The organism is Tenacibaculum pelagium, from assembly GCF_014062345.1.
Taxonomy (GTDB): Bacteria; Bacteroidota; Bacteroidia; order Flavobacteriales; family Flavobacteriaceae; genus Polaribacter; species Polaribacter pelagius.
On the sequence record NZ_JACGLS010000006.1, the window covers coordinates 1 to 26,409 of the forward strand.

At 31.9% G+C, this 26,409-nt stretch carries 18 protein-coding genes; 14 read left to right on the forward strand and 4 right to left on the reverse strand.

Going from position 1 to position 26,409, the window contains the following annotated elements; genetic code table 11:
* Window positions 1-1,113 (forward strand): T9SS type A sorting domain-containing protein (locus H3Z83_RS11160; RefSeq protein WP_182125577.1); only part of this gene is annotated, 1,113 nt, incomplete at its 5' end.
* 163 nt (window positions 1,114-1,276) lie between these two features.
* On the opposite strand, the gene H3Z83_RS11165 is transcribed toward H3Z83_RS11160, so the two are convergent.
* The gene (locus H3Z83_RS11165; protein WP_182125578.1) at window positions 1,277-2,104 is read right to left on the reverse strand and encodes a universal stress protein; all 828 of its coding nucleotides are present in this window, start codon (window positions 2,102-2,104) and stop codon (window positions 1,277-1,279) included.
* Window positions 2,105-2,262: 158 nt separating this feature from the next.
* Between H3Z83_RS11165 and rimP the strand changes: the two genes are divergently transcribed.
* The 4 genes from rimP to H3Z83_RS11185 all read left to right on the forward strand — a co-directional run bounded on the left by rimP (window position 2,263) and on the right by H3Z83_RS11185 (window position 7,443).
* Window positions 2,263-2,724 (forward strand): ribosome assembly cofactor RimP, encoded by a 462-nt coding sequence (gene rimP, locus H3Z83_RS11170; protein WP_182125579.1) that lies wholly within the window; start codon window positions 2,263-2,265, stop codon window positions 2,722-2,724.
* Window positions 2,725-2,736: 12 nt separating this feature from the next.
* Window positions 2,737-3,993 carry a transcription termination factor NusA gene (gene nusA / locus H3Z83_RS11175; RefSeq protein WP_182125580.1) on the forward strand — a complete coding sequence of 419 codons (1,257 nt, stop codon included), beginning with the start codon at window positions 2,737-2,739 and terminating at the stop codon, window positions 3,991-3,993.
* A gap of 122 nt (window positions 3,994-4,115) precedes the next feature.
* Window positions 4,116-6,935, forward strand: a complete 2,820-nt coding sequence (gene infB / locus H3Z83_RS11180; protein WP_182125581.1) for a translation initiation factor IF-2 — start codon at window positions 4,116-4,118, stop codon at window positions 6,933-6,935.
* Window positions 6,936-7,017: 82 nt separating this feature from the next.
* Window positions 7,018-7,443 carry a hypothetical protein gene (locus tag H3Z83_RS11185; RefSeq protein ID WP_182125582.1) on the forward strand — a complete coding sequence of 142 codons (426 nt, stop codon included), beginning with the start codon at window positions 7,018-7,020 and terminating at the stop codon, window positions 7,441-7,443.
* 51 nt (window positions 7,444-7,494) lie between these two features.
* Here H3Z83_RS11185 and H3Z83_RS11190 read toward each other — a convergent pair whose 3' ends face one another.
* From H3Z83_RS11190 to H3Z83_RS11200, 3 genes are all read right to left on the reverse strand, one after another.
* Window positions 7,495-8,625, reverse strand: a complete 1,131-nt coding sequence (locus H3Z83_RS11190) for a hypothetical protein (RefSeq protein WP_182125583.1) — start codon at window positions 8,623-8,625, stop codon at window positions 7,495-7,497.
* A gap of 128 nt (window positions 8,626-8,753) precedes the next feature.
* Window positions 8,754-11,543, reverse strand: coding sequence for a TonB-dependent receptor (locus H3Z83_RS11195; protein ID WP_182125584.1), 2,790 nt, complete (start codon window positions 11,541-11,543; stop codon window positions 8,754-8,756).
* Between the two features lie 210 nt (window positions 11,544-11,753).
* The gene (locus H3Z83_RS11200; RefSeq protein WP_182125585.1) at window positions 11,754-14,102 is read right to left on the reverse strand and encodes a TonB-dependent receptor; all 2,349 of its coding nucleotides are present in this window, start codon (window positions 14,100-14,102) and stop codon (window positions 11,754-11,756) included.
* 122 nt (window positions 14,103-14,224) lie between these two features.
* Here H3Z83_RS11200 and H3Z83_RS11205 point away from each other — a divergent pair, with 122 nt between their 5' ends.
* The 9 genes from H3Z83_RS11205 (at window position 14,225) to atpD (ending at window position 26,387) form a co-directional block, all read left to right on the forward strand.
* Window positions 14,225-14,881 carry a metal-dependent transcriptional regulator gene (locus tag H3Z83_RS11205; protein WP_182125586.1) on the forward strand — a complete coding sequence of 219 codons (657 nt, stop codon included), beginning with the start codon at window positions 14,225-14,227 and terminating at the stop codon, window positions 14,879-14,881.
* A 1-nt stretch (window position 14,882) separates the two neighbouring features.
* Window positions 14,883-15,794, forward strand: coding sequence for a metal ABC transporter solute-binding protein, Zn/Mn family (locus tag H3Z83_RS11210; protein ID WP_182125587.1), 912 nt, complete (start codon window positions 14,883-14,885; stop codon window positions 15,792-15,794).
* A 1-nt stretch (window position 15,795) separates the two neighbouring features.
* On the forward strand, window positions 15,796-16,533 hold the full coding sequence (locus tag H3Z83_RS11215) for a metal ABC transporter ATP-binding protein (protein ID WP_182125588.1): 738 nt from the start codon (window positions 15,796-15,798) through the stop codon (window positions 16,531-16,533).
* The gene (locus H3Z83_RS11220; RefSeq protein ID WP_182125589.1) at window positions 16,533-17,657 is read left to right on the forward strand and encodes a metal ABC transporter permease; all 1,125 of its coding nucleotides are present in this window, start codon (window positions 16,533-16,535) and stop codon (window positions 17,655-17,657) included. Before H3Z83_RS11215 ends, H3Z83_RS11220 begins: the two co-directional genes overlap by 1 nt.
* Window positions 17,650-18,810: a metal ABC transporter permease gene (locus tag H3Z83_RS11225; protein WP_182125590.1), complete on the forward strand. Its 1,161-nt coding sequence runs from the start codon at window positions 17,650-17,652 to the stop codon at window positions 18,808-18,810. The genes H3Z83_RS11220 and H3Z83_RS11225 overlap by 8 nt, the downstream gene beginning before the upstream one ends.
* A gap of 52 nt (window positions 18,811-18,862) precedes the next feature.
* On the forward strand, window positions 18,863-21,988 hold the full coding sequence (locus tag H3Z83_RS11230) for a UvrD-helicase domain-containing protein (RefSeq protein ID WP_182125591.1): 3,126 nt from the start codon (window positions 18,863-18,865) through the stop codon (window positions 21,986-21,988).
* A gap of 46 nt (window positions 21,989-22,034) precedes the next feature.
* The gene (kbl, locus tag H3Z83_RS11235) at window positions 22,035-23,231 is read left to right on the forward strand and encodes a glycine C-acetyltransferase (RefSeq protein ID WP_182125592.1); all 1,197 of its coding nucleotides are present in this window, start codon (window positions 22,035-22,037) and stop codon (window positions 23,229-23,231) included.
* A gap of 114 nt (window positions 23,232-23,345) precedes the next feature.
* Window positions 23,346-24,701, forward strand: coding sequence for an OmpA family protein (locus H3Z83_RS11240; RefSeq protein WP_182125593.1), 1,356 nt, complete (start codon window positions 23,346-23,348; stop codon window positions 24,699-24,701).
* Window positions 24,702-24,875: 174 nt separating this feature from the next.
* A complete protein-coding gene (gene atpD / locus H3Z83_RS11245; protein ID WP_182125594.1) occupies window positions 24,876-26,387 on the forward strand; it encodes a F0F1 ATP synthase subunit beta in 1,512 nt (503 codons plus the stop codon).
* The last annotated feature ends 22 nt before the right edge of the window (window positions 26,388-26,409 follow it).

Below are 26,409 nucleotides of genomic sequence, written 5' to 3' on the forward strand. Positions count from 1 at the left end.
ACGGTAAGGGACGATTGTGGAAACGATGCAACGGTAAGCACTACGGTAAGTAGAGATTACGATGAGACCGATCCAATAATTGTAGCAATACCAGAAGTACCACAATTGTGTAACGAAGAGTTGCCTGAATCTTTAGAGGCTAGATGGGAAGATAATTGTTCTGTTGGTGGAGATTTATTAGCATTGAAGACTAATGAAAGGATAGAAGGCTGTATTAAGTACGCAGATTATGTTTTCGAAGCACAAGATGATTGTGGAAACAAAGTGAGAGAAGTAGTTACCTTGTCATCTGAGTTTGATCAGTTTGAAGCTTGTGAGACAGCTTTTGCTAGATATGACGAGAATTCATGTTTTTTAAATGATGGATTTAACCGTTGGGGATGGACAAATTACTTCGCAGAAGAAGGGGTTTATACGATGCCGTTGTATGCTGGAGCTCCAGTTTGTGATCCAGTAGCTGAAGGTAAAGGAACCCAAACAGGTGAGGTTACGGTAACCTATCAAGGAGGATTTGTATCTGTGGAATATAATTTATTTGAAGGTTATGCAATGAATACAGCTCAGGTGTATATTGGTTGTGAGAAATATCCTACTAAGAATGGTAAGGAAACAGTTGCACCAGGTCAGTATAATTTCAAATCAGGTAACTTAGATTATGGTTATAATTATAAGTTTGAACCAGTTGCAGCTACAGGACCAATATATGTAATAGCTCATGCGGTAACATGTGAGGAAATATGTAGATGTTCAGTTCCGACAGATGAAGGTAAGGAAATTGAAACTTCAGGTAGTATTAATTGTGGAGAGGCAGAAAGTCAATCTGTTGAAATTATTGAGCCAGTAAGTTTTAATGCATATCCAGTTCCATTTGAAGATGAGTTATCAATTCAATACAAGTATGAGTTTGATACTGATGTGACAATTGAAGTATATACTATTAATGGTTTACTAATTAAGAAAGTTGTTAATGATTCTTATGAAAAATCAACTAGTAATATAACTAAGTTAGATTTAACAGGAGTTCAGAATCAAACATTAATAGTTAGGTTAATAACAAGTAAGGGAGTAGCTAACAGAAAAGTTATCGCTAAACGACCTAAGAAGAGAAAGTAACCTGAATTATTGAGGAGCGCGGTCTAAGAAAATAGATAAATAATTTTTGTGATTTTTAGATTTTCTACCGCGCTCCATATTACAAACAAGAAAGTATTAACAAAAAAATACTGAGATGTAAGTCTCAGTATTTTTTTGTTAATTAAATTTTAATAGCTCAATTCTAAACTTTAAAAGTAAGCATTGGTTTTATAGCTTTTTTTGATAAGTGTTTGGTAATACTTCCGTTAAATATATGAGATAAACCGCTTCGTCCATGTGTAGCTAAAGCAATAACATCAGCATTAATTTCATTAGAATAATTTAAGATACCTCTTTCAACAGATGAATCATTATAAACATTTATTGAGTAATTGTTAAGATTATGTTTGCTAATAAAATTTTCAATGCGATCTTTTGTTTTTTGAGTGTTTTCAAATTTTTGAGGTGTATTAATTTTTAGTAAATGTATTTTGCTATCAAAGTTATTAGCAAAATCCAAAAATCGTGTAAAGGCTTTGTTCTTGTCGGGTTTAAAACTAGAAGCAAAAATTAAGTTTTTTGGATTAAAATTATCACCGTCTTTTTTTGTTACTAAAACAGGAGCTTCAGAGTTTCGAACAACTTTTTCGGTATTCGATCCAATAAGAATTTCTTCTAAATCAGTATGTCCTTTAGATCCCATAACAATTAAATCAGCATTAATTTTCTTCCCATAATCACGAATTCCTTCATATGGATTTTGGAATCTAATAGAGTGTTTTACATTGTTGTTTTCAGGAAAAAATTTCTGTTTGTAATTAATTAATTTATCGCGTACTTTTCTTATGTATAGCATGCTTTCAGGAATGCTAAAATTACTTCCTCCTCCCATATCAATAATTCCTGTAGGAATTTCAATCATATGAAGTAAATGTACTTCACTATCTGAACTTTTTGCAATGGTAGAAGCTAATTTTGATGCGTATTCTGAGGGCTTTGAAAAATCGGTGGGTACAAGTATTTTTTTCATAATAAAAAGGTTTTTAGAAGGATAGTGTTTTAAATTTACGAAAAACATTTTGATTTAGAAAGATATTTGTATGTTAATGAATAACTTACTATATTTGCAGCAAATTTATTAATTAGATAGATGAAGGGGACGAGAGTCCCCTCTTTTTATACCTTAGGATGAATCAAGATAAAGTAAAAGAATTATTACAGGAAGCCTTGCAAGAGAACGAATCGTTGTATTTAATCGATTTACAATTCTTAGCAAATAGCAAGATTAAAGTAATTGTTGATGGAGATTCAGGAGTGCCTTTAAGCGAGTGTGTTCGTATTAGTAGAAATATAGAACATAATTTAGATAGAGAAGAAGAAGATTTTTCTTTAGAAGTTACCACTCCAGATATTGCTCACCCGCTAACTGTTAAGCGTCAGTATAAAAAGAATATAAGTAGAATTTTAAAAGTTAAAACAGCAACTGAAGAATTCGAAGGAACGTTAACCGAAGCAGATGATGATAATATTACCCTGTTTTGGAAAGCAAGAGAGCCTAAGCCAATTGGTAAAGGAAAGCATACGGTAGAGAAAACAGTAGCAATACCGTATCAAGATATTAAAGAAGCAAAAGTGAAGATCATATTTTAATAAGAGAATGAAATGGAAAATATTGCATTAATTGAGTCATTTTCAGAGTTTAAAGATAATAAAAGTATAGACAGAGTAACATTAATGTCTATCTTAGAAGAAGTATTTCGTGCTGCATTAAAGCGTAGATTTGGTTCAGACGAGAACTTCGATATAATTATCAACCCAGACAAAGGAGATTTAGAAATTTGGAGAAACCGTGTGGTAGTTGCCGATGGAATGTCTGAAGACGATAATGAAGAAATTGAACTTGCTGAAGCAAGAAAAATCGAACCAGATTTTGAAATTGGGGAAGATGTATCAGAAGAAGTAAAGTTAATAGATTTAGGTAGACGTGCGATTTTAGCATTACGTCAAAACCTTATTTCTAAAATTCACGAACACGATAGTACTAACATCTTTAAGCAGTTTAAAGACTTAGAAGGTGAAATTTATAGTGCAGAAGTGCACCATATTCGTCATAATGCAGTAATTTTGTTAGATGATGAAGGAAACGAGATTGTTTTACCAAAGAGTGAGCAAATTCGTTCAGACTTCTTTAGAAAAGGAGATGCAGTTCGTGGGGTTATAAAATCGGTAGAATTAAGAGGTAATAAACCAGCTATTATTTTATCAAGAACTTCACCAGCATTTTTAGTAAAGTTATTCGAGCAAGAAATACCAGAAGTTTTCGACGGATTAATTACTATTGAAGGTGTTGCTAGAATTCCTGGAGATAAAGCAAAAATTGCTGTAGACTCTTATGATGATAGAATCGATCCAGTTGGAGCATGTGTTGGTGTTAAAGGATCACGTATTCACGGTATAGTTCGTGAATTAGGAAACGAAAACATTGATGTAATCAATTACACAAAGAACGAGCAGTTATTTGTATCGAGAGCATTAAGTCCAGCAAAAGTAACTTCTGTAGATATTAAATTATACGAAGAAGAAAAGAATGGTAAAAAAGGACGTGTAAACGTTTTGTTAAAACCAGAAGAAGTTTCGAAAGCAATTGGTCGTGCAGGAGTTAATATTCGTTTAGCAAGTGAGTTAACAGGGTATGAAATTGATGTACAACGTGAAGGTTTAGAAGAAGAAGATGTTGAGTTAACAGAATTTTCTGACGAAATCGAAGCTTGGGTAATAGCAGAATTCAATAAAATTGGTTTAGATACAGCAAAGAGTGTACTTGAGAAAGACGTATCGATGTTAGTACAAAGAACAGATTTAGAGGAAGAGACAATTTTAGATGTTCAACGAATTTTAAGAGAAGAATTCGAAGACTAAATAAAAAAAGGAAGCCAACATTTCCTGATGTGATAACACAAAAGCTGGCAATTAAAGAAAAAGAACATAACTATACTGAAAGTATAAAGTGTGTTTTTTCAATAAAAAGTATAAAATAATTTATGGCTGAAGCTAAAAAATTAAGACTTAATAAAGTATTAAGAGAATTAAATATCTCTTTAGATAGGGCTGTCGAGCATTTGGCAAAAAATGGTCACGAAATCGAAGCACGTCCTACTACTAAAATATCTTCTGCAGAATATCAAATATTATTTGATGGTTTTCAGACAGATAAATCTAAAAAGGTTGCCTCTAAAGAAGTTGGTGAAGAGAAGCGAAAGGAGAAAGAGGCTATTCGTCTAAAGTTAGAAGAAGAGCAAGAGAAAAAGAGGGTAGAAGACGAAGCTAAAAAACAAGAAGTTTTAAAAGCTAAAGCTGAAAAATTAGAGTTAAAGACTGTTGGTAAAATAGATGTAAAAACTGGTAAAGCAGTTGAAGAAGCTAAAGAACCAGTAGCAGAAGCTAAAAAAGTTGAAGAGCCTAAAAAAGAAGCTCCGGTTAAAGAAACTAAAAAGGTTGAAGAACCAGTTGCAAAGGTTGAAGAAAAGAAACCAGCTCCTAAAAAAGTTGAAAAACCAAAAGAGGTAAAAGTAGAAGCTCTTAAAAAAGTTGAGATACCTAAAAAGGTAGTAGAAACTAAAAAAGAGGAAGTTAAAGCTGAACCAGCTGTTGAAATTACAGCAGAGAATGCTGAGAAATTAAAAACTCAGTATAAAAAATTAGATGGTCCTAAAATTACAGGTCAAAAAATTGACTTAAAACAATTTGAAAGACCAAAGAAGAAAAAACCAGATGCTAAGACAGACGCGGATAAGAAAAAGCGTAAAAGAATTAGCAAACCAGGTACACCAAGAACTGGCGGAGGTGGTGTTGGTAGACCTCAAGGTAATCGTCCAGGAGGAGGTAATCGAGGAGGTAACAATCGCCCAGGATTTAGAGGAAGAGGAGCACAAAGACCAGCAGTTAAAAAAGAAGAACCTACAGAAGCAGAAGTACAAAAACAAGTACGTGAAACTTTAGAAAGGCTTCAAGGGAAATCTAAAAAAGGTAAAGGAGCAAAATACCGTAGAAATAAAAGAGATGCTCACCGTGAACAATCAGAAGCAGATTTACAAGCAGCTCAGGCTGAAAGTAAAGTATTAAAAGTAACAGAATTTGTTACGGTTAGTGAAGTTGCTACGATGATGGACGTTCCGGTAACAAATATTATTTCTTCATGTATGATGCTTGGAATGATGGTAACAATGAATCAGCGTTTAGATGCTGAAACATTATCAATCGTTGCAGAAGAATTTAATTATACAGTAGAGTTTGTTGGAGCTGAAGTAGAAGAGTCTATTGAAGAAGTAGAAGATAAGCCAGAAGATTTAGAAACTCGTGCGCCAATTATTACGGTAATGGGTCACGTAGATCACGGTAAAACTTCGTTATTAGATTATATCCGTAAAGCGAATGTAATTGAAGGTGAATCTGGTGGAATTACTCAGCATATTGGTGCTTACGCAGTAAGTGTTGGAGATCAAAAAATTGCTTTCTTAGATACACCAGGTCACGAGGCCTTTACAGCAATGCGTGCTCGTGGAGCTCAAGTAACAGATTTAGTAATTATTGTTGTGGCAGCGGATGATGATGTAATGCCTCAAACAAAAGAAGCAATATCGCATGCGCAAGCAGCAGGAGTACCAATCATATTTGCAATAAATAAGATTGATAAACCAAATGCGAATCCAGATAATATTAAAACACAACTTTCTTCTATGAACTTATTAGTAGAAGATTGGGGTGGTAATATTCAATCTCAAGAAATTTCTGCTAAAACAGGACAAGGAGTTGAAGATTTATTAGAAAAAGTATTATTAGAAGCAGAAGTATTAGAATTAAAAGCTAATCCTAATAAGAATGCAACTGGAGCTGTAGTAGAAGCTTTATTAGATAAAGGTAGAGGATATGTATCAACAATTTTAGTACAAGCAGGTACGTTAAAAATTGGAGATTATATTTTAGCTGGTAAACATAGTGGTAAAGTAAGAGCTATGTTTGATGATAAAGGAAATAAAGTAAAAGAAGCAGGACCATCAACACCAGTATCAATCCTAGGATTAGACGGTGCACCACAAGCAGGTGATAAGTTTAATGTATTTGATGATGAGCGTGAAGCGAAGCAAATTGCAGCAAAACGTTCTCAATTACAACGTGAGCAATCTGTAAGAACTCAGAAAACATTAACATTAGCAGAAATTGGTCGTCGTATTGCGTTAGGAGATTTCAAAGAATTAAACATTATCTTAAAAGGAGATGTAGATGGTTCGGTAGAAGCCTTAACAGATTCATTCCAGAAATTATCTACTGAAGAAATTCAGGTTAATATCTTACATAAAGGAGTTGGAGCAATTACAGAATCTGATGTATTATTAGCAACAGCATCTGATGCAATTATTGTTGGATTTAACGTACGTCCGCAAGGAAATGCTCGTGTAGTAGCAGATAGAGAGGAAGTTGATATTAGAACATACTCTATTATCTACGATGCTATCAACGACTTGAAAGATGCAATGGAAGGAATGTTATCACCTGAAATGAAGGAAGAAGTTCTTGGTAATGTTGAAATTAGAGAAGTTTATAAAATTTCTAAAGTTGGTAACATTGCAGGATGTATGGTAATGAATGGTAAGATTACAAGAGATGCTAAAGTTCGTATTATCCGTGACGGAATTGTTGTTCACGACGGATTATTAACTTCATTAAAGCGTTTTAAAGACGATGTTAAAGAAGTAACGAAAGGATACGATTGTGGTCTTCAAATTAAAGGATACAACGATATTAAAGAAGGAGATACTATTGAAGCTTATACTGAAGTTGCAGTTAAGAAAAAGCTTAAATAAAAATCACTTTTATAGTAAAATTTTAAAAGATACCTTAATTAAGGTGTCTTTTTTTATATTTACAATTCTTAAATAATTTAAAATGAAATATTTAAAAATAATAGCTCCTGTGCTTATCTTATTAATAACGAGTTGTTCTGCTCAAAATAAATCAAATAATTTTGATGCAATTAACTATGAAGCTCAAACGAGAGGTAGTATGGTTAAAATTAATGTAGAAGATGGTAAGGTGCATTATAAAACTTATGATAGTGAGGAGACATATGAGTTATCTCAAGATCAACTAGGGAAGTTAAATGATTTGGTAAGCGAAATAAATCTTAATGAAATTAAAGATTTAAAAACTCCATCAAAAAATAGTGCAACCGATAGAGCTTTGATTGCTAAAGTTTCATTTAAGGTAAAAGATAAAGAATATACTTCATCTACTTTTGACGCTGGTAATCCACCAAAAGAATTAAAAAAGTTAGAAAATTTACTATTCTTATTGGCAAAGTTGAAAGAATAAAAAAAACCGAAGCAACTGCTTCGGTTTTTTGTTTTATAGGGTTGGAATGTATTATAACCCTTTAGTCCAACCAGCTGCCCATGTAGGAGCATTTTTACCATTACCAGCACCAGTATTGTTTCCTTCTGTAATATAAGAAGCAGCACCTGTGTATTGATCTTTTGTAGTAATGTTGTCAAACTGAATAGGGTTGAAAGTAATATTACCATCAGTTATGCTTTGAATTGCAGGAGCATCAGTATCTTTTAACTTGATTCCTAAATCAAAATCAGCAACATATACATTTTCTACTGTCCAGTTACCACCACCTTCTTTAATATACATTGCGCCTTCAGTACCAGGACCAACTATAGAAATATTTCTTAAAGTAGCAGTAGTTTTAGGTTCAGCATTACCGTTATCTCCATTGTTAGATCCTTCGATACCAGCTTTAGTTCCTTTATTAATATACCAGTATTCTCCAGTTCCAGACCATCCATCAGCAAAGTCGATAGAATCATCACCACTACCGGTAGATACTAAATAACGTCCGTTAACAGTACCTCCAAAAAATTCGATACCATCATCTCCACCATTGTATGATTGTACATATTCGAAAGTTGTACCTGAACCAACAGCGAATAAAGAAACTCCGTTAAATTCTTTAGAACCATTAAATGTTGCTCCAGTATATTCAACTCTTAAATATCTGATAGAACCAGAACTATCATTAGCAATAGAGCCTCCATAAGTTAAGTCAGATACTTCCGCAGTAGCAGTTTCTCCGTTAGAACCTCCTTTATTAGTTGGTGCTTTACCGCAAATAACTAAACCACCCCAATCTCCAGGAGCTGGTGTGCTACTTGCAGATGTCATTACAACAGGATTGCTTGATGTACCGTTAACATCAATTTGTCCTCCTTGCGCAACTGCGATATAAGAACTGGTTCCTCCAGATGCTTTTATTACTGTTCCAGCAGGGATAACTAATCTTGCTCCGTCTTGAATAATAAAAGGACCAGTTAAGTTATACTCTTTGGTTGCATCTAAAGTTGTAGTTTCGTTGCTAATTCTTCCTTGAAAATTTGTAGGGTCTATATTAGTTCCTGTAGAGCCTCCATCAGTACCTACAACATTTTCATCTACCTGAATACAACTAGTAATAGTTAAAGCTGTAATAAAAAGTGCAATTAATTTTTTCATTTTTTTAGTTTGTGTTTATTTTTAATTTTTTTACAAATAACTTTAATTAATTTGTTCTTGATTTTATCTAATTATTATGTGTTTGTTATCTCCTTGCTATATAATGTTACTTATTTGTTAAGAGTATTTTAGTCTATTTTGTATGAGAATGATAGTCCAAAATTCACTCCTTTCTTAAAGGATAAAACATCTACGTTTTGTATTTCTTGCGTTCTAGTTACCGTTGGATTTAATAAGTTTTTTAAACTTAAACCAACATTAATTCTATCAGATAATTTAGATTTAGCGATGAAATCTAATGTTGAAACTCCTTGATCAACTAAATTACCTTTACTAGCAACACCAATAGCGTATACTCTATCAGAAAAATAGTTATAAGCTAGCGTCATTAATAAGTTTTGATTTTTATTAAATTCTTTTAAATAACTTACATCAGCGTTCACTAATAAATCAGAAGCTCCAGTAAGTTTGCTTTCAGTATTAGTAGGGAAAATGTTTAAGAAACCTTTAGTATCATTAAAAACTTTTTCTCTATTAATGTCTTGGTTATTGTACATGTAAGAAGTATTGAAGCCTACAGTTAATTTATTATCAAAATCTTCTGTTTCAGTCTCTCTTACATGATTAAAAATTTCTTTTCTAATTTCAAATTCAGCACCAAATACTTCAGCTTGATTACCAGTATTAGCGTAAGAAATATCGTTTGTAGCTGATGCAACTATAATTTCGTTAATTGGATTTTTAATAATCTTACCAAAACCAGTTAAAGAAATGACTTCACCAGATTTAGGAAACATTTCCCAACGTAAATCGAAATTATAATTGGTAGATAAATCTAAATACGGATTACCAAATTTTGTTTGATTAACATCTTCGAATTGGAAAGGTGCACGTTCTTTAAATTGAGGTAATGTATATGTTTTACTTGCTGCAAACTTGATGTTATTTTTATCATTAACAGCATATTTTAAAGCAAGGTTAGGTAGTAATTCTTTTTTAAAGAAATAGTTTTCACCTCCTAATGGTTGTAAAGCAGTTTCCCATTCTACTTTTTGATAAATCTGCTCATACTTTACACCTAAATTAGCTGTCAATTTTTCTCCAAATTTATACTCAATATTTCCAAAAACACCACTAATAATTTGACGTCCTTTATAAAACTGAGGTGTTAATGCATTTGAAATACTTGCATTACCTCTAAAAGTTACAATATCAAAATAGTTGTTGTTTAACCCGTTTTGACTAAAGTATGCGTCTAAATCATTAACATCAATTATTGGCTGTGTAATATTTCTATTAATTTTAAAGTTAAATTGGGTTGCATCAAAATTTACATCTTTCCATTTTCCACTATATCCTAAGGTTATTTTACCGTTATAAACTTCATCTTCATTTTTATTGAATAAGTAGTTAACAGAACCATTAAAAGCATATTCTTTTTCATCTAAGTTTTGGTAGTAACGATGATTATCAGAAGAAGCTAAATCAGAAACAATTTTAGGACCATTAATATTATCATTATCTTGAGGCACCAACATGTTTTGACGACGATCTGGGACAATGTTATCTAATTTATTAAAAGCAATTCCCCATTCCCCATTTAAATAATCATCTTTAATTTTATGATTACCTAATAATTGGTTTACTAACAAGGTTGTTCTGTCAAAAGTTGAACGACGAACAAGACCACCACCTTCAGAAGCGTTATCAAAAGTGTTTATCACTCCATTATAATCATCTAAACTTTGGTTAGAAGAATTAATATATAGAGTGTTGTAACGAAGTTTATGTTTAGAGTTTATCTTATACAATACATTTAACATACCTGTTGTATTGGTATTGTAGTCAAACGAATCATAATTATAATCGGTAAAAAGAATCGCATTACCATTAACACTTCTCGATATCCCATTTTTGTATTTAAAATCATTACCAAAAGCAAGAGTTCCAAATACACTTAAAGAGCTTTCTTCACCAATATTAAATTTCTTTCCACCTTTTAAAGAAAAATTGGTATTAAAAGGAGATTTAGTTGTTTTATCCCAACTTGTAGTAAAATTATAATTAGTTAAAGGATTATTTGGATATGTAGGATTATCAAATCCCCAAAACCCAGGGCCATCTTGTAAATAAAAGTGGTCTTGACCAGCAGCTCTAGAGTTAACTCCAGAACCTAAACCAATTTCTAAATAAGGTTTTCCTGTATGTTCTTTAGAAGCAATATTGATGTTTGCCCCACCAAAATCTCCGTAAATCTGATTGTTATAAATTTTATTAATATCAATTAGCTTTACAATACCAGTAGAAAAAATATCTAAATTGATGTTTTTCTTAGATGGATTGTTAGATGGTAATGGTAAGCCATTTAAAGTAGTAGAGTTATATCTATCTCCTAAACCACGAACATATACATTATTAGAACCTTCTTGTTTTGAAATACCTGTAGCTTTAGTAACTGCGGTTGCAACATCACTAACTCCTTTTTTAGATAATTCTTGTGCACCAATAGTAGTTTTGATAGAAACAGCTTTCTTTTGTTCTAATAATAAAGCAGACTCTTTTTCTTTACTTACAGTGGCCTTAATTTGAACTTCATCTAAAGTAACTCCTTCGTTAGCTCCAAGCTCTTGATTTATAGTTAATGTTTGATTAGCTTTAACTTCAATAGTTTTTTCTATTGTTTGGTATCCAATAAAACTAAATACGATTGTTTGATTTCCAACAGGAACATTTAAGGTGTATTTACCATCCATATCGGTAGTTCCTCCTATTGTAGTTCCTTTAATAAAAACATTAGCAAATGGTAATGCTTCTCCATTCATCTCTTTATCAGTAAGTGTACCAGTAACAGTTCCTTTGTCTTGTGCAAAAACGATATTACAAAGACAGATAAGAGTAATAAATAATATTTTTTTCATTCTAATTTCTTGAGTTCTTTTAAATACTCTGCAAATGTGATACTACATTGTAAATCTAATGTTACATGTAAATTATCGTTGTTTTATTAGAATGTTTCTTTAATGTTAATGAATAAGCTTTATGTTAAGTGAGTATTAATTTGAGGTTATAAAAAAAGAGAAAGTCTTTATGTAAAGCTTTCTCTTTTAATGTTTTATTATGTTCTTTTGTTATTTGAATATTTTAAACCCAATAACATAAGTTCTGGGGTTAGCTGGCCCGTAAATAAAGTTGCTGTCCCGATCTTTTCCTACATCAAATGTTGTTTGGTAATTATCAAAGATGCTTTTTACACCTGCAGAAACTTCAATATTTGTTTTTAGTTTTTCTACTTCAAACTTATAACTAGAGTTAATTCCTAAATTAAAAAATGAAGGAGAGGTGAAATACTCGTCTGCAGTTATATTTTGTGGGTTAGATGCTAAGTGTAAAATTTCCATTTTACCTGTATAAACTAAATTTAAAGCTGTTTTAAATTTTTGATTTGGAGTATAAGTTGCTGTCGCGTATCCATAAGTATTAGGCGTGCGTAAAAATTCTCTTTTTGCTTCTAAATCATCTGAATTGTTTACAGCTGTATTGTACTTGCTAGATTGATATGTAAAACCAGCATCAAATTGAACAATACCATCATAATTTAAACGAGTTTCAATAGTAATTCCTTTTACTACTGCTCCGTCACTATTTCTTTTTTCAAATCGTTCTCCGTTTGCATCTGGAGCAATGTTTTCTAAAACAAAGGCATCATCTAATTGAGTGTGAAAACTTTCTACAGTAAATCCGTATATATAATGTTCGGTAGGTTTGTCGTAATTAAAAGAAACTGTATAGCTATTTGAACGTTCTCTCTTTAAATTATCAGCAAGTAAAACTCTAGAAATACCTCCACCAGCAAACGCAATATGTAAATCGGTATCAAAAGCTTGGGGAGCTCTAAAACCAGTTCCCCATGTTCCACGAATTTGAGTGTTTTCAAAAGGTTTAAATAATAAAGAAACACGTGGACTAGCTACATTATTTGTAATTTCTTTATAACTTCTAGCTTTTGTAATTTCATTAATATCTAAGGATCTTAAATGATGGTTGTCGTAACGTATTCCCGCTAAAAGGTTCCATTTGTCATTGATTTCCCAATCACTTTGAAAAAAGAATCCGTAGTTTTTGGTTACCTGATCAATTTCATATTCATAGGCAGTAATAACATCAAAAACATTATCTTGTACAAATTCTCCGCCAATAGTTAACACATTGTTTCCTTTTAAGAAGTTTTCTAATTTATGATTAAACTGAATTCCTCCTTGAAAAGTAGTGGTTTCAGAATTTCCATAAGGTGGATTTGCTAAATGAGCTGTATCTTCTGGAGTTCCAATATCTGGACGAATACCAGTGTAGTGTTCTCTACCTGTATATTGAGAAGCGAAATAAGTAATTAACGAACTTTTATCTTCATTAAAATTAATTTGATAATCAATATTACCAACATACACATCGTGTGTTCTTTCTTCTGATTGTAATGCGAAATGAGGAGCTCCTTTTACCATTTCTCCTCCATAACGATACTCATTCATTTTACTAAAATTAACTTCAATTTTCTGATTTTCTGTTGGTAAGAAAAACAAATTTGTACCAAAAGAGTTGTTTTTTAATTGTGGTAATTCAGAAAAATTATCTCCGTTATGATCGTAAATTTCACGAGCTCTATTATTTATGAAAAATGAAATTCCGGCATTTTTATCTTCATTTACAACGGTAGCGTTACCTGCAATAATATGATCGGAAGTACCTTTAAGATTTTGATAAGTGTAACCAATACTGTAATCGTCTTTTTTAGGAATATTTGTAATTACATTTACAGTTCCTCCAATGGCGCTAGATCCATATAAAGCTGATCCACCGCCGCGAACAACTTCAATACGATCTATCATGTTTGTAGGAATTTGTTCTAAACCATATAAACCAGTTAGTGGACTAAAAATAGGACGACCATTAATTAGTATTTGAGAATAACCACCAGCTAAACCATTCATGCGTAATTGTGTGTAGTTACAGGTTTGGCAATCGGTTTCTACACGTAAACCAGTTTGAAACTTTAACCCTTCAGATAAATTACAAGCTTGTACATTAGCCAAGGTTTCACTGTTAATTACATTTACAATTACTGGGTTTTTAGTACTACGTCTGTCGGTTCTAGTTCCAGTAACTGTAACTTGATCTAGTAATTCAGCATGTTCCGTTAAAGAAAAGTTTATAATATTTTCTTTTGTGGTAGATAAATTTATTTTTTTTTGAGATGAAATGAATCCTGTAAAAGAAGCAATTAAGGTTATTTTATTCCTCTTTACATTTTCTAAATTGAATATCCCGTTTTCATCGGCGTTAACACCAATGTTGCTGTTTTTAACAGTGATACTTGCAAAAGGTAAAGCTTCTCCTTTCGATGTTGTTATTTTTCCTGTTATGGTTTGCGCTTTAGTAAAAGCAGCTATTAATAAAAAGCTAACTAAAATTAGTTTTCTCATTGTTTTTTGTTTCAGTATAATTACTGTTTAATTTTTTGCAAATATAAAATAATTTTTAGTCTAGACTAAAAATTATTTTATTTAGATTGAAATTTGTATTTTTGTAAAACCAAAAAAATAAAATGTTTAGTCAATCAGAAGAGAATTACATAAAAGCTATTTATCATTTAAGTTCGGTTTCTGAAAAAGGAATTAGTACGAATGCAATAGCAAAGAAACTAGAAACTAAAGCTTCTTCAGTTACTGATATGGTTAAGAAACTGTCAGAAAAAGAAGTAGTGGTTTATAAAAAATATCAAGGAGTTACTTTAACTGATTTCGGTAAAAAAACGGCAGCTAATATTATTCGTAAACATAGATTATGGGAAGTTTTTTTGGTTGAAAAATTAGATTTTTCTTGGGACGAAGTGCATGAAGTTGCTGAGCAATTAGAACATATTAAATCACCAAAACTAATTGATGAACTAGATTCGTTTTTAGGGCATCCGAAAAGAGATCCACATGGAGATCCTATTCCTGATAAAGAAGGGAATTTACCACAGATTCAAAAAAGTTTATTATCAACATTAGAGAAAAATGAAAAGGGAGTTTGTGTAGGTGTAAATGATACGTCTTCTGAATTTTTACGCTTTTTAGATAAACAAGAAATTGGTTTGGGTCAAGATATTGAGGTCTTAGATAAAGAGCCTTTTGATGATTCTTTTTTAGTGAAGATAAATGGTAAGGAAATGACAATATCAAACAAAGTAGCTAACAATATTTACATACAAAAAAACTAGAATGAAAAAAATAATCACATTAATAGTAATTTTATTAGCAGTTGGTTGTGGTAAAAAAGAAAAGAAAGAAAACGGGAAATTAAATGTAGTTACAACAACTACAATGATTACCGATTTAGTGAAAAACATTGGAGGTGATAAAATAGAGGTAAAAGGATTGATGGGCTCGGGTGTTGATCCGCACTTATATAAAGCAAGCGAAGGAGATGTTTCTAAATTATTTAATGCAGACGTTGTAATATATAACGGATTACATTTAGAAGGTAAGCTGGAAGAGGTGTTTGAAAAAATGGAACACCAAAACAAAAAGACAATTGTAGTTTCTGATGTGATTGATAAAAATAACTTGATAAGTTCAGAATTATTTGCATCTAATTACGATCCGCATATTTGGTTTGATATTAATAATTGGATAAAAATAACAAACTACGTTTCTGAGAAATTGGGAAAAATGGATGTTAAAAACGCAGCATTTTATAAAGAAAAAGCTAAAGTTTATTTAGATGAATTAACAGCGTTAAATAATGAGATTACTATTGAGATAAGTGAATTGCCAGAAGAAAAAAGGATTTTGGTAACAGCTCATGACGCTTTTAATTATTTCGGAAGACAACATAAATTTAATGTAGTTGGTTTACAAGGTTTGTCAACAGCAACTGAAGCTGGAGTTCAAGACGTTCAAAAATTAGCAAAGTTTATTATAGAGAATAAAGTAAAAGCAATTTTTGTGGAAACATCAGTGCCAAAAAGAACGATTGAAGCTTTAGAAGCTGCAGTAAAATCAAAAGGACAAGAAGTTGTAATTGGTGGAACTTTATATTCTGATGCATTAGGAAATGCAGGGACAGAGGAAGGAACTTATGTAGGGATGTATAAAGCAAATGTGCATACAATTGTTGATGCCTTAAAATAATATGGAAACAAAATACGCAGTAACAGTAGATGATTTAACGGTTGCATATAATTATAAGCCAGTACTTTGGGATATTGATTTATCGATTCCAGAAGGAGTGTTGATGGCAATAGTTGGTCCAAACGGAGCCGGAAAATCTACTTTAATAAAATCTATTTTAGGAATTATAAATCCAATTGCTGGAAGTGTTTCTGTATATGGGAAACCATATGACAAACAACGAAAATTAGTAGCCTATGTTCCTCAGAAAGGAAGCGTAGATTGGGATTTTCCTACAACAGCTTTAGATGTTGTTATGATGGGAACATATGGAAGTTTAGGTTGGATTAAACGTCCAGGAAGTACTCAAAAGAAAGCCGCATTAGAAGCATTAGAAAAAGTTGGAATGTTGCCTTTTAAAGGGAGGCAAATCTCTCAACTTTCAGGTGGGCAACAACAGCGTATATTTTTAGCAAGAGCTTTGGTACAAAATGCTTCAATCTATTTTATGGATGAGCCTTTTCAAGGTGTTGATGCGACTACTGAAATAGCCATTATCAATATTTTAAAGGAATTACGAAAAGCAGGAAAAACTGTGGTGGTTGTACATCACGATTTACAAACGGTACCTGAGTATTTCGATTGGGTAACTTTTTTAAATGTAAAAAAGATTGCAACAGGGCCTGTTAAGGAAATTTTTAATGATGATAATCTAACAAAAACTTACGGAATTAATTATAAGGTAAGTGTACAGCAATAATGAGTTTACAAGAATACTTTAGTCTCGTTTTTTCAGATTATACACTTCGTACGATAACAATAGGTACCGCAATTTTGGGTGCTATTTGCGGTATGTTGGGTAGTTTTGCTGTATTAAGAAAACAAAGCTTATTAGGAGATGCAATTTCTCATGCATCTCTTCCAGGAATTGCAATTGCTTTTTTAATTACAGGAACAAAAGACACTAATGTATTATTGTTAGGCGCATTGATTAGTGGATTAATAGGTGCTTTTTGGATTCGAGGAATTGTAAAAAACACCCATTTAAAAACCGATACTGCTCTAGGGTTAATCCTTTCTGTTTTCTTCGGATTCGGAATGCTATTGTTAACGTTTATTCAAAAAATGCCAAATGCAAACCAATCGGGATTAGATAAATTCTTATTTGGTCAAGCAGCAACTTTATTGATTAGTGATGTTTGGTTTATGGCAATTGTTACAGGTATTTGTTTAGTTGTATTATTCCTTTTTTGGAAAGAATTTAAACTTTTATTATTTGATGCAGATTATGCAAAAACTTTAGGCTTCAATACAAAGTTCATTGATGCTTTAATTACCAGTTTTATAGTGTTGGCTATTGTTTTAGGATTGCAAACTGTTGGGGTAGTTTTGATGAGCGCAATGCTATTGGCACCAGCTGCAGCTGCACGTCAATGGACAAATAGTTTGAGTACTATGATTATTTTAGCTGCAATTTTCGGAATGTTATCAGGTGTGGTTGGTACGGGTATTAGTGCAAGTCAATCTAATTTGTCAACAGGACCAGTGATTGTTTTAGTTGCAGCTATATTTGTTGTTTTTTCATTTATATTTTCACCATCAAGAGGTTTGTTGTTTCGTCAGATACGTTTCTTAAAGAATCGTAGAGATTTAAAATTACATAAAACCTTATCGTTTATGTTTGATTTGGTAAAAACACACGAAGATAAATCGCATCCGCATGCGGTAAAAATTTTAAATAATTTTCAAGGGTATACTAGAGGAACTTTAAAGAAATTAGAAGAGAAAGAGTATATAAAAGTAGAAGGAAAAATGTGGTCGATGACCGAAGAAGGTTATCAGTTTGCAGGTAATTTATATAACCAACACATAGAAAATGAGTAGTGCACAAATAGAAATACAATTAATAGCAAGTTTAGTTGCTGTAGCTTGTGCGATACCAGGTGTGTTTTTGGTGTTGCGAAAAATGGCGTTGATAAGTGATGCAATTAGCCATTCTATTTTACCAGGATTGGTAATCGGTTTTTTTATAACGCACGATTTAAATTCACCATTATTGATTTTAATGGGAGCGTTGTCAGGAATTTTAACTGTTGTATTGGTTGAGTATATTCAAAAAACTAAGTTAGTAAAAGAAGATACTGCAATAGGATTAGTATTTCCTGCTTTATTTAGTATTGGTGTTCTTTTAATCGCAAAAAATGCAAATGATGTACATTTAGATGTAGATGCAGTTTTGTTAGGAGAATTAGCTTTTGCTCCGTTTGATAGGTTACTAATTAATGATGTCGATTTAGGTCCGAAATCAGTATGGGTTATCGGTACTATATTATTAATTACTTTAAGCCTTTTAATAGCTTTTTTTAAAGAATTGAAAGTAAGTACATTCGATACAGGTTTAGCGACGGCTTTAGGTTTTTCGCCAATAGTATTACATTACGGATTAATGAGTGTAGCATCGGTAACAACCGTTGGAGCTTTTGATGCAGTAGGAGCTATATTAGTAGTCGCTTTAATGATTGCGCCAGCAGCTACAGCTTATTTGTTAACCAACGATTTGAAGAAAATGTTGATTTTGTCAATAATCTTTGGAGTATTCTCAGCTATTTCTGGTTATTGGGTAGCTCATTGGTTAGATGCATCAATTTCTGGTTCTATGACTACAATGTTAGGTTTGGTGTTTCTTGTAGTGTATTTGTTTGCGCCAAACAAAGGATTGATATCTGTAGTTTATCGTAACAAACAACAGCAAAAAGAAGTACAGTTACTTACTTTTTTATTACACCTTAACAACCATAAGGAAGAAAGTGAAAGGCATATTAATCATTTAAATGAGCATATAAACTGGCACAAAGTAAAAGCGAAATCCGTGGTAGAATTAGCAGAGAAAAATAATATGATTGTTATTGATAATCAAATTATATCGCTAACTGAAAAAGGAAAAGTTTTTACTGAAAAAGCAATAGATTATATTATTACAAATGATGATTCTAAAATCGAATCAATGAAAAAAGATTTCTTTTTATTTAGAGGTTAAAATCCATTATAACTTTCCGTAAATTCGTACAATTAGTATCTAAAAAATAATTGTGCAACAACCATCAACTTTTCAAGTATATAATGCATCTGCAGGTAGTGGAAAAACTTTCACTTTAGTTAAAGAGTATTTAAAAGTTTTATTGAATTCTGAAGATATTTTCCGTTTTCAAAAAATACTGGCAATTACATTTACTAACAAAGCTGCAGGAGAAATGAAAGAGCGAGTTTTAGAAAACTTGCAAGATTTCTCTGAAGGAAAAGAAAATGATTTATTTCAAATAATAACCAATGAAATTCCTGTTGATAAAATTACAATTAAAGAACGCAGTAAAAAGATATTAGATGCTGTTCTGCAAAATTACTCCGCTTTTTCAATAACTACGATTGATAGTTTTACGCATAAGATTATTAAAAGTTTTGCCTACGATTTAGGACTGTCACTCAATTTCGAAGTAGAAATGGACGCAGTTTCGTTATTAAATGAAGCGGTAGATGTGTTGATTTCTAAAATCGGAACAGATAAAGAACTAACAAAACTATTAATAGATTTCTCTTTAGATAAAGCTGATGATGATAAATCTTGGGATATCTCCAGAGAGTTAAATGAGTTTTCTAAAATCTTATTAAATGAAGATGACACCAAACATTTTAGAAATCTTGCCGATAAAAAAGTAGCAGATTTTACTGGATTAAAGACTAAACTATCTAAACATCAAAAAGAAATAAAAGTTTCTTTTCAAGAGATTGGTAAAAAAGGACTGAAAATTATTGAATCAGTTCAATTAGATCATAAAGATTTTTATCGATCAATGTTTCCAAATCATTTTGTGGCTTTATCTCAAAACTTTGAGAAAGTAAAATTCTTTGAAGATTCTAAGTTAAGAGAGCGTATAGAAGAGAATAATTTTTATGCGAAGTCTAAATCTGATGATATTAAAAATGCGATTGAAAGCATTTTACCAGAGTTATTGAATTTATATAAAGAATCAGAAGAATTGTATCAGCAATTTTTGATGAATAAATTGGTGTTGAAAAGTATAATTCCGTTGGCTGTTTTAAATCATATAAATTTAGAATTAACAGAGATAAAAGAAGAAAATAATCTTCGTTTAAATGCAGAATTTAATCAATTAATTTCTGACAATATAAAAGACCAGCCAGCTCCTTTTATTTATGAACGAATTGGACAGCGATTTATGCATTATTTTATTGATGAAATGCAAGATACATCTGTATTGCAATGGCAGAATTTAATTCCGTTGATAGATAATGCGTTGGCGCAAGAAAACAGTAATTTGTTGTTGGTTGGTGATGGTAAACAAGCCATTTATCGTTGGCGTGGAGGAAAAGCAGAACAGTTTATAGGTTTAGGTTCTGATACTGATAATCCGTTTCATATTTCGAAAGAAACAAAAACTTTAGAAACCAATTATAGGAGTTATTCTGAAGTAATTAATTTTAATAATTCATTTTTTCAACACACAGCAAGTTTTCTTCAAAATGAAAATTACAGTCAATTATTTTTTGAAGGAAATAAGCAGTTAGAAAATGCTAAAAAAGGCGGATTTGTTTCTCTATCTTTTTTAGATAAAGAGGAAGAAAATGAAGATGAGGTTTTAAAATATCCGAAGAAAATATTAGAGAAAATATCCGAACTTAAATCTGAGTTCTCATTAAATGAAATTTGCATTCTTGTTCGTAAAAAGAAAGATGGAGTAGCAGTGGCAAATTATTTGTCAGAAAACGGGATTAATATTATTTCTTCTGAAACTTTGTTATTGCAGAATAGCACAAGAGTCAATTTTATAGTTGATGTTTTACAAGTAATTCAACATCCAAATGATAAAGAGACTTTATTAGAGTTATTGTATTTTTTACATGATCATTTACAGATTAAAATAGAGAAACATTTATTTATATCTGAATTAATATCTCAATCAAACGAAGCTCTATTTGATCAAATGAAAAACTATGGAATTTCGTTTGAATTAAATGATTTCTATCAACTACCTTTTTACGAAAAAGTAGAAGAGATTATTAGAAGCTTTAAATTAATAAATTCATCAGACGCGTATGTGCAATTTTTCTTAGATGTAATTTTAGAGCAGCAGCGAAAAGGAACAAGTACGCAAGAGTTTTTAGAATTTTGGGAAGAGAAAAAAGATAAATTAAGCATTGTAGTTCCTGAGAGTGGAGATGCAGTTCAGGTAATGACAATTCACAAATCAAAAGGATTAGAATTTCCAGTAGTTATTTTTCCGTATGACTTGGATGTGTATCGTCAAATAAATCCGAAAGTTTGGTTAAATGATTTGCCTGAAAATTTTGATGGTTTTAAAGAATTGTTGATTCCTTTTAATAAAGATTTTAAATATGTAAATGATACTAGTTCAGAAATATATAATAGGCAGCGAGAAGAGTTAGAGTTAGATAATTTTAATTTACTTTATGTAGCATTAACAAGAGCGGTTGAGCAATTACATATAATTACTGAAAATAAAATTTCATCAAAAGGAATTGAAAACACCAATTTTTACTCTGGTGTGTTTATTAACTACTTAAAAGAAATTGGAGATTGGAATAATGAGCGATTAGAATATGCTTTCGGAAGTCAAGAAAGAGTTAGTAAAAAAGAAGAAAAAGAATTATTAACAGAAATTCAACAAGATTTTATTTCTACTCCTTGGCAAGAACATAATATTAAAATGTTAGCCAGCGCTTCAAAACTTTGGGATACTGATCAAGGTAAAGCAATTGAATTTGGTAATTTAATTCATGAAATGATGGCGAAGATATTTGTGTCTGATGACGTGAAGAAAATAGTAAATCAATACGAAAAACAAGGAATTATAGATAGAAAACAATCTGTTTTAATTGAAAGAGATATTTATAGGATTGTAAATCATCCAGAGTTAAAAGAATATTTTTCTAAAGACTCTATTGTTTTTAATGAACGTGAAATAGTTGATGTTGATAATCAAATTATGATTCCAGATCGATTAGTCGTCAATCATAATAATGAAGTTGTAATTATCGATTATAAAACAGGAAAGCCGTCTATGAGTTACCATCAACAATTATTAAAATACGAGAGAGTTTTAAAAACAATGAATTTTAAAGTGAATAAAAAACTACTCATATATATTAATGAAGAAATTTTGGTTGAAGAAGTTTAAGAATTAACTTTGACCTTTTAAAACAAACAACTTTCAAACATAAATTATGTACGGAAAAATAAAACAACAACTACAGCAAGAAATTCAGGATATAAAAGATGCTGGATTATATAAATCGGAAAGAATTATTACTTCGTCGCAAGATGCGGTGATTAAAATATCAACAGGAGAAGAGGTAATTAACTTTTGTGCAAATAACTATTTAGGGTTGTCAAATCATCCAGAAGTAATTCAAGCAGCAAAAGATACGATGGATACCCATGGTTTTGGAATGTCATCAGTTCGTTTTATTTGCGGTACTCAAGATATTCATAAAAACTTAGAAACAAAGATAGCAGATTTTTATACAACCGAAGATACCATATTATATGCAGCAGCTTTTGATGCAAATGGAGGTGTTTTCGAACCTTTGCTAACAAAAGAAGATGCTATTATCTCAGATAGTTTAAACCATGCTTCTATTATTGATGGAGTTCGTTTATGTAAAGCAGCACGTTATCGTTATGCAAATAATGACATGGCAGCGTTAGAGGAGCAATTAATTGAAGCAAATAAGCAGAATCATAGATTCAAAATTATTGTAACAGATGGAGTTTTCTCTATGGATGGTATTGTTGCTAAATTAGATGAGATTTGTGATTTAGCAGACAAGTACGATGCATTAGTTATGGTAGATGAATGTCACGCTGCTGGATTTATCGGTAAAACAGGTCGTGGAACCGTAGAGTTAAAAAACGTAATGGATCGTGTTGATATTGTAACTGGAACTTTAGGGAAAGCTCTTGGTGGTGCTATGGGAGGTTACACAACAGGTAAAAAAGAAATTATTGAAATTTTACGTCAACGTTCTCGTCCTTATTTATTTTCAAATTCATTAGCACCAGCAATAGTAGGGGCTTCTTTAAAAGTATTTGATTTATTATCTAATGATACTTCTCTTCGAGATAAATTAGAATGGAATACAAATTATTTCCGTACAGAAATGAAAAAAGCAGGTTTTGATTTAGTTGGAGCCGATGCTGCAATTGTACCTGTTATGTTATATGATGCAAAACTTTCTCAAACTATGGCAAATAAGTTGTTAGAGGAAGGAATTTATGTAATAGGTTTTTTCTTTCCAGTTGTGCCAAAAGAACAAGCAAGAATACGAGTACAGTTATCGGCTGCTCATACAAAAGAGCATTTAGATAAAGCGGTAGAAGCTTTTGTTAAGGTAGGTAAGGAACTCAAAGTGATTCAATAAGTTTTATTAAAAACTTGCTTTTAGTATAAGTTTTTGTAGATTTGGTTTTGTAAATAAGTTTTAACAACTTACATTTGCGTTATATAAACGAACTTTTAATTTAAATTTTTAATAATGAAACAAATCAAATTAGCTGTGATGGCTTTGTTTGCATTCGCTACTGTAGGAACTGCAAACGCACAAGATTCAGACAACCCATGGGCGGTTGGATTTGGAGTTAACGCTGTTGACGTTAGAATTCCTACTGAATTTTCAGAGTATGCAAAAGATTACATCGGTACTAGTGACTGGAATATCTTACCATCTATTTCTAGAGTAACTGTTGATAGATACTTAAACGATGGTTTTTCTTTACAGTTAGCTGGGTCTTTAAATAAGATTGAAACTTTTGCTACTGAAAATGACATAGATGAGCTTTACTGGGCTGTCGATGCAAATGTAAAGTATGACTTAAATAATTTATTCGGAGAGACTTCTTGGTTTGATCCTTATGTGTATTTAGGTGGTGGTTACACTTCTTTAGCTGATAACGGTGAAGGAATGTTAAATGCAGGTTTTGGATTCAATACTTGGTTCAATGATAACTTAGGTTTAAACTTCCAGTCTGGAGGTAAAAAAGAATTCGCTGATAAAGTAAGAGATCACTTCCAACACTCAGTTGGTTTAGTATTTAAGTTCGGAGGAACTGATACTGATGGTGATGGTATCTTCGATAAAGATGATGCATGTCCAGAGGTTGCTGGTTTAAAAGAATTCAACGGATGTCCTGATACTGATAACGATGGTATTAAAGATTCTGATGATGCTTGTCCAGAAGTTGCTGGTTTAGCTGCTTTAAACGGATGCCCTGATACAGATGGTGATGGTATTGCTGATAAAGACGATGCTTGTCCTACTGAAAAAGGAACTAAAGCTAACAATGGATGTCCTGATTCTGATGGAGACGGTGTAGTTGATAGTAAAGATAAATGTCCTAATACTGCAGGTCCTGCAGCTAACAATGGATGTCCTTGGCCAGATACTGATGGTGACGGAGTTTTAGATAAAGACGATAAATGTCCTAAAGAGGCTGGTGTTGCTTCTAACAACGGATGTCCAGAAGTAGTTATTAAAGAAGAAGCTGTAGCTAAATTAAACGATTTCGCAAGAGCTATTTACTTTAACTCAGGAAGATCTACTTTTAGAACTGGTGTAACTGGTAAATTAGATTTAATCGCTGGAATTATGAAAGAATATCCTAAGGCTAACTTTAGTATTCAAGGTCATACTGATAGTCAAGGTCCTGCTGCAAGCAACATGAGATTATCTGAAAGAAGAGCTAAAGCTGTTTTAGATTATTTAGCTTCTCACGGAATTGACGGATCTAGATTAACTTCTGCAGGATTTGGTGAAGATTACCCAATCGCTGATAACAAAACTAGAGCTGGTAGAGCTCAAAACAGACGTGTTGAAATTAAATTAGTAAAATAATTTACATCACATATAATATTAAGCCTCGCAATTGCGAGGCTTTTTTTATGGAATATTTTTACGAAAAATACTGTAAAAGGTTTTTTAAATTCCACTAAAAAAATTACCTTTGCACCTTGAAAAAAGGAGCTAAAGCTCACATAGCAAATTAAATAACTTTAATTACATATAGTAATGTCTACAATAACAGGTAAAGTTTCTCAAATTATTGGTCCAGTTATCGATGTTGAGTTTAATACAGGAAGTGCTGAATTACCAAAAATTTACGATTCATTAGAAATTAAAAAAGCTGATGGTTCTATTTTAGTATTAGAAGTTCAACAACACATTGGTGAAGATACAGTTCGTACCATTTCTATGGATGCAACTGATGGTTTAAGTAGAGGCACTGAAGTAGTAGCTACAGGAAACCCAATTCAAATGCCAATTGGTAGTGATATTTATGGACGTTTATTTAACGTTACAGGTGAAGCTATTGATGGATTAGGAGATTTACCTAAAGTGGGTAAAGATGGATTGCCAATTCACCGTCAAGCACCAAAATTTGACGAATTATCAACTTCTACTGAAGTATTATTTACTGGTATTAAAGTAATCGATTTAATTGAGCCTTATGCAAAAGGAGGTAAGATTGGATTATTTGGAGGAGCTGGAGTAGGTAAAACAGTATTAATTCAGGAGTTAATTAACAACATAGCAAAAGGACACGGAGGTTTATCTGTATTTGCGGGAGTTGGAGAAAGAACTCGTGAAGGAAACGATTTACTTAGAGAGATGTTAGAATCAGGAATTATCAAATATGGTGATGATTTCATGCATTCTATGGAAGAAGGAGGATGGGATTTATCTAAAGTAGATAAGCCAGGAATGAGAGACTCTAAAGCTACTTTCGTATTCGGACAAATGAATGAGCCACCTGGAGCACGTGCACGTGTTGCATTATCAGGTTTAACAATTGCTGAATATTTCCGTGATGGAGCAGGAGAAGCGCAAGGAAAAGATGTTCTTTTCTTCGTAGATAATATCTTCCGTTTTACACAAGCAGGTTCTGAGGTATCGGCATTATTAGGACGTATGCCATCTGCGGTAGGTTACCAACCAACATTAGCAACTGAGATGGGAGCAATGCAAGAGCGTATTACTTCTACTAAAAAGGGTTCTATTACATCTGTACAAGCGGTTTATGTACCTGCAGATGATTTAACAGATCCAGCACCAGCAACAACATTTGCTCACTTAGATGCAACTACAGTATTATCTCGTAAAATTGCAGAATTAGGTATTTATCCTGCAGTAGATCCATTAGATTCTACTTCAAGAATTTTATCTGCTGAAGTATTAGGTGATGAGCATTATAATACAGCACAAAGAGTAAAAGAGATTTTACAACGATATAAAGAATTACAAGATATTATCGCAATTTTAGGTATGGAAGAATTATCTGAAGAAGATAAATTAGTAGTTCACAGAGCACGTCGTGTACAACGTTTCTTATCTCAACCATTCCACGTAGCTGAGCAGTTTACTGGTATCCCAGGATGTTTAGTTGATATTAAAGACACTATTAAAGGATTTAATATGATTATGGACGGTGAGTTAGATAAGTACCCAGAAGCGGCATTTAACTTAAGAGGTTCTATTCAAGAAGCAATTGATGCTGGTGAAAAAATGTTAGCTGAAGCATAATTCAAATAACAATTAACAATAA

Excerpts from the sequence above, each read along its gene's own strand:
- H3Z83_RS11165 (WP_182125578.1), bottom strand. The coding sequence starts at position 2,104 with ATGAAAAAAATACTTGTACCCACCGATTTTTCAAAGCCCTCAGAATAC.
- rimP (WP_182125579.1), top strand. The coding sequence starts at position 2,263 with ATGAATCAAGATAAAGTAAAAGAATTATTACAGGAAGCCTTGCAAGAG.
- nusA (WP_182125580.1), top strand. The coding sequence starts at position 2,737 with ATGGAAAATATTGCATTAATTGAGTCATTTTCAGAGTTTAAAGATAAT.
- infB (WP_182125581.1), top strand. The coding sequence starts at position 4,116 with ATGGCTGAAGCTAAAAAATTAAGACTTAATAAAGTATTAAGAGAATTA.
- H3Z83_RS11185 (WP_182125582.1), top strand. The coding sequence starts at position 7,018 with ATGAAATATTTAAAAATAATAGCTCCTGTGCTTATCTTATTAATAACG.
- H3Z83_RS11190 (WP_182125583.1), bottom strand. The coding sequence starts at position 8,625 with ATGAAAAAATTAATTGCACTTTTTATTACAGCTTTAACTATTACTAGT.
- H3Z83_RS11195 (WP_182125584.1), bottom strand. The coding sequence starts at position 11,543 with ATGAAAAAAATATTATTTATTACTCTTATCTGTCTTTGTAATATCGTT.
- H3Z83_RS11200 (WP_182125585.1), bottom strand. The coding sequence starts at position 14,102 with ATGAGAAAACTAATTTTAGTTAGCTTTTTATTAATAGCTGCTTTTACT.
- H3Z83_RS11205 (WP_182125586.1), top strand. The coding sequence starts at position 14,225 with ATGTTTAGTCAATCAGAAGAGAATTACATAAAAGCTATTTATCATTTA.
- H3Z83_RS11210 (WP_182125587.1), top strand. The coding sequence starts at position 14,883 with ATGAAAAAAATAATCACATTAATAGTAATTTTATTAGCAGTTGGTTGT.
- H3Z83_RS11215 (WP_182125588.1), top strand. The coding sequence starts at position 15,796 with ATGGAAACAAAATACGCAGTAACAGTAGATGATTTAACGGTTGCATAT.
- H3Z83_RS11220 (WP_182125589.1), top strand. The coding sequence starts at position 16,533 with ATGAGTTTACAAGAATACTTTAGTCTCGTTTTTTCAGATTATACACTT.
- H3Z83_RS11225 (WP_182125590.1), top strand. The coding sequence starts at position 17,650 with ATGAGTAGTGCACAAATAGAAATACAATTAATAGCAAGTTTAGTTGCT.
- kbl (WP_182125592.1), top strand. The coding sequence starts at position 22,035 with ATGTACGGAAAAATAAAACAACAACTACAGCAAGAAATTCAGGATATA.
- H3Z83_RS11240 (WP_182125593.1), top strand. The coding sequence starts at position 23,346 with ATGAAACAAATCAAATTAGCTGTGATGGCTTTGTTTGCATTCGCTACT.
- atpD (WP_182125594.1), top strand. The coding sequence starts at position 24,876 with ATGTCTACAATAACAGGTAAAGTTTCTCAAATTATTGGTCCAGTTATC.